The following is a 3844-nucleotide window of genomic DNA, read 5'->3' as shown; positions in this document are numbered from 1 at the left end:
AATGGCCGCAAGTTCTGGTATTGACTTAACCCAGTCTTTTGTAGGGTATGTGGCTTTGTTTATTTTTGCCTTGGCTTATTGTCTTGTGATGGCCGAGGAGTATTTACAGCTTCGTAAGTCTAAGCCTGTGTTGCTGGCTGCCGGTATTATTTGGTTGATGATAGGGTTTGTGTTTCAGGAGCTTGGTCAAATTGATGTTGCCAAAAATGCACTTGAACATAATTTACTCGAGTACGCAGAACTGTTGCTGTTTCTCCTCGTCGCCATGACCTATATCAGCGCGATGGAAGAGCGTCGATTGTTTGATGCGCTTCAGGCCTGGATGGTGAGTAAGGGGTTTAACTTTAGAAGCTTGTTCTGGCTTACGGGTATTTTGTCCTTCTTTATTTCGCCCATTGCAGATAACCTGACAACAGCTTTGCTGATGTGTGCTGTTGTTATGAAAGTGGGTGGCGACAATACCCGCTTCATTAACCTGGCTTGTATCAATATCGTTGTGGCCGCCAATGCTGGTGGTGCATTTAGTCCCTTTGGCGATATAACTACTCTGATGGTTTGGCAGGCCGGACTGGTTTCCTTTATTGAGTTTACTGATCTATTCATTCCGTCGTTGATAAACTATGTGGTGCCGGCGGTGATTATGTCGCTGTTTGTGCCGAAAACACAGCCAAACACAATTGGCGAATATGTTGAGCTGAAGCGGGGGGCACGCCGTATCGTGGCCTTGTTTATTCTGACTATCTCTACCGCTGTTGCTTTCCACGGCATGGTTCATTTCCCACCTGTAATTGGCATGATGATGGGCTTAGGGTATCTGCAGTTCTTTGGCTTTTACCTTCGCAAAACCCTTCCGCGCTCGCTTGCCCGGAAGAAGGCTATTGCAATGGCCAATCATGATGAAGCAGCGTTAAAACGACTTGGCTCGGTGGTACCGTTCGATGTCTTCAAACGTGTCTCGCATGCAGAATGGGATACCTTGCTGTTTTTCTATGGGGTTGTAATGTGTGTCGGTGGGCTTAGCTTGCTGGGTTACCTCGGCATGGTATCAGAGGTGATGTACACCCAATGGAACCCCGTATGGGCCAATATTATGGTAGGGGTGCTTTCGGCCATTGTTGATAATATCCCTGTAATGTTTGCAGTGCTAACCATGCAACCTGACTTAACTCTCGGCAACTGGTTATTGGTGACTTTGACTGCTGGGGTAGGAGGTAGTTTGCTGTCGATTGGTTCGGCTGCCGGGGTTGCTTTAATGGGTGCTGCACATGGCAAATATACCTTCTTTGGCCACTTGAAGTGGATGCCTGTGATTTCACTGGGATATATCGCCAGTATTATTTGTCACCTGTTGCTTAATCATCAGCTTTTCTAATATATGTTTCGAGTTCGGGTGGCTTTATCAATGAGTGAAGGCCGCCCGTTCATCTTTATCTCACTCCACTGTTTCTTATTCCCTTCAGTCCCAGGAGTGTGTTCCCATCTCAATTCTCCATCGAGCAAATCATTTATATAGTAATGGTATTAATTGTCTGAAATTTAGTGATTTTTAACATTGCTGTGTAGCTTGTCACTAATGTCATTGTGGCAGATAGCAAGTTCGGGCTTTTCCCGATGAACTATGCCATGGTAATGAGTAATGGAGTGTACTAATAGCTAGGTTATTTGCCCTAACAGGGATTATCTGAATATCATTGTTAGACACTAAGTAGTAAAAGGACAGCATATGCAAAAAAAAGGATGGTTTTGCTTTAGCATTGTTATGCTAAATCCGTTGCAATCGGTTCTTGCTGTAGAAGCTGAGACCCTTTTTCGCATGCCGAGCCTGAAGTTAGGGATCGCCAAGAGTGCCGGTACAATAGACGTTTCAAGCAAAGGGCAGTTCGATGACGTGGCGTTTAGCTCGTCAACATCTTTCACGCCAGTTGTCACTCTGATTCAATCGCCGTTTTACTTTTCTGACGATAGCCGGTGGGGATACCACACAGAACTGAATGCTGCTTATTTTAAGCTCGATTATGATGATGATAACGGCCAGGGATTTAGTGATGGAGAGTTCGAAGGGTACTCTGTTTCTTTTACACCGGTACTTTTCTATCAATGGGGTGACAAAACACTATGCCGCGAATGTAAGAGTTGGCGTTTTGAGCTGGGGGCGGGAATAAACTACCTGAATGCCGACGGTGCTTTGATTGTGATTAGTGGTGACAAAACAGTGTTTGAAAATTCAGGATTCGGTGTTAACGCGCATTTAGGTGCGGTGATGAACTATAAGCAATGGGAGCTTGGGCTAAGGTTTGCCGTGCCGACAAAAGTGGATGATAACGATGTGGAAGTCAGGCATGCGTTGTCGATATTGAGTTTTGGCTACCGGTTTTGATAGGAAGGCGCTCGAGAGCGCCTTCATGCTATAAGCAAAGGTAACGACTTAATTACCCCAATGCTTTTTTCAAAGCGGTGATAAATTTGTCGATATCTTCGCGACTGATATCCAGGTGAGTCACCAATCGCATCGGGTTTCCTGCATTGATTAATATGTCTTGCTCTTTTAGCACTGCGACTAGCTTGGCCTGATCAATGTTTTGATCGACCTTGGCAAAGAGCATATTGGTGGTTACATGATCGATGTTAACCTCAAAACCATCGACTTCAGTGAGTTGTTGAGCAAGGTATCTAGCATTTGCGTGGTCGTCAGCAAGACGGTCGATGTTTTCTTTCAGCGCGATCTTGCCGGCTGCGGCCAGAATACCTGCTTGGCGCATGCCGCCACCCAGGACTTTTCGCCAACGGCGTGCTTTTTTGATTAGTGAGGCGTCGCCAAGAAGCAGTGAGCCGACAGGGGCTCCCAAACCTTTGGACAAGCAGATCGTCATCGAGTCAAAGTGTTTAGAAATTTCCGTAATATCGACACCTAAGGCAACAGCTGCGTTATAGACACGAGCGCCGTCTAGATGAAGTTTTAGTCCATGCTGGTCGACAAACTCCCGAGCCTGCTGCAAGTAAGAAAGCGGTAGTATTTTGCCATTGATGGTGTTCTCAATACTCAATAGCTTGGTGCGGGCAAAGTGTGCATCATCCGGTTTTATGGCTGCTGCTAATTTCTTAAAACATAGAGTACCGTCTTTCTCATTCTCAATAGGCTGAGGTTGGATAGAACCCAGAACCGCAGCACCCCCTCCTTCAAACTGGTAGTTATGTGCCTGCTGACCACAAAGGTATTCATCGCCTCGCTCACAATGCGCCATTAATGCGAGCAGGTTGGCTTGTGTTCCGGAGCTGCAAAATAGTGCTGCTTCAAAGCCGTGTCGTTTTGCCGCCCACAGCTCCAGGTCGTTAACTGTCGGATCATCGTTGTAAACATCATCACCGACTGGTGCATTAGCGATAGCCTGACGCATTGCTTTCGATGGGTGAGTAACAGTATCAGAGCGAAAATCTATCATTACTTCATCCTTAGGGTTCTTACTGATTATCGTATTTAGGAATTTATCGAATGATTCATCTAATAGTGATTATATGGCTACATACTGTGATCTAAATCAAGCTTAACGGTGAATGATTGTGTTGTTTTTGTGAATCTTTATCGAGGGGGCTATATCTTGGCTAAAATATAAACAGGTTGGTTGAAGATGGAGGCAGAGATCATGTTAGCTGAATGTCGGCAGTTTGTTCTGCCGGGTCATAATGAGTTACACGCTGAAGTAACCGTTATTCCGACCGGGGAGTTAGAGGTAAACATTAAGGAAAATAATAATAGCCTTAAGGCTGATTTTGATGAGTTATATTTCTATTCAGCCGGTAAGGAAACTGAATTGGTTTGCCGTGACCAATTAGGTGCAGAATCTGT

General features: G+C 45.3%; 4 protein-coding genes. 3 read left to right on the top strand and 1 reads right to left on the bottom strand.

What is annotated here, in order from left to right; genetic code table 11:
- Position 1: 1 nt before the first annotated feature.
- Entirely contained in the window at positions 2-1372 is a 1371-nt protein-coding gene (gene nhaD / locus MHN01_RS19545) for a sodium:proton antiporter NhaD (protein WP_239412883.1), read from the top strand.
- 351 nt (positions 1373-1723) lie between these two features.
- Positions 1724-2377 (top strand): hypothetical protein, encoded by a 654-nt coding sequence (locus tag MHN01_RS19540; RefSeq protein ID WP_239412882.1) that lies wholly within the window; start codon positions 1724-1726, stop codon positions 2375-2377.
- A gap of 52 nt (positions 2378-2429) precedes the next feature.
- On the opposite strand, the gene ltaE is transcribed toward MHN01_RS19540, so the two are convergent.
- Positions 2430-3440 carry a low-specificity L-threonine aldolase gene (gene ltaE / locus MHN01_RS19535; protein WP_239412881.1) on the bottom strand — a complete coding sequence of 337 codons (1011 nt, stop codon included), beginning with the start codon at positions 3438-3440 and terminating at the stop codon, positions 2430-2432.
- Positions 3441-3641: 201 nt separating this feature from the next.
- Here ltaE and MHN01_RS19530 point away from each other — a divergent pair.
- Positions 3642-3844, top strand: a 203-nt coding sequence (locus tag MHN01_RS19530) for a hypothetical protein (protein ID WP_239412880.1), incomplete at its 3' end; no start/stop codon positions are given.

The sequence above is a fragment of the Photobacterium sp. OFAV2-7 genome (assembly GCF_022347985.1).
Lineage (GTDB): Bacteria > Pseudomonadota > Gammaproteobacteria > Enterobacterales > Vibrionaceae > Photobacterium.
This window is presented reverse-complemented; position numbering and strand designations above follow the sequence as displayed.

What these genes read in the sequence shown, in the direction of transcription:
- nhaD (WP_239412883.1), top strand. Translation starts at nt 2, where the DNA reads ATGGCCGCAAGTTCTGGTATTGACTTAACCCAGTCTTTTGTAGGGTAT.
- MHN01_RS19540 (WP_239412882.1), top strand. Translation starts at nt 1,724, where the DNA reads ATGCAAAAAAAAGGATGGTTTTGCTTTAGCATTGTTATGCTAAATCCG.
- ltaE (WP_239412881.1), bottom strand. Translation starts at nt 3,440, where the DNA reads ATGATAGATTTTCGCTCTGATACTGTTACTCACCCATCGAAAGCAATG.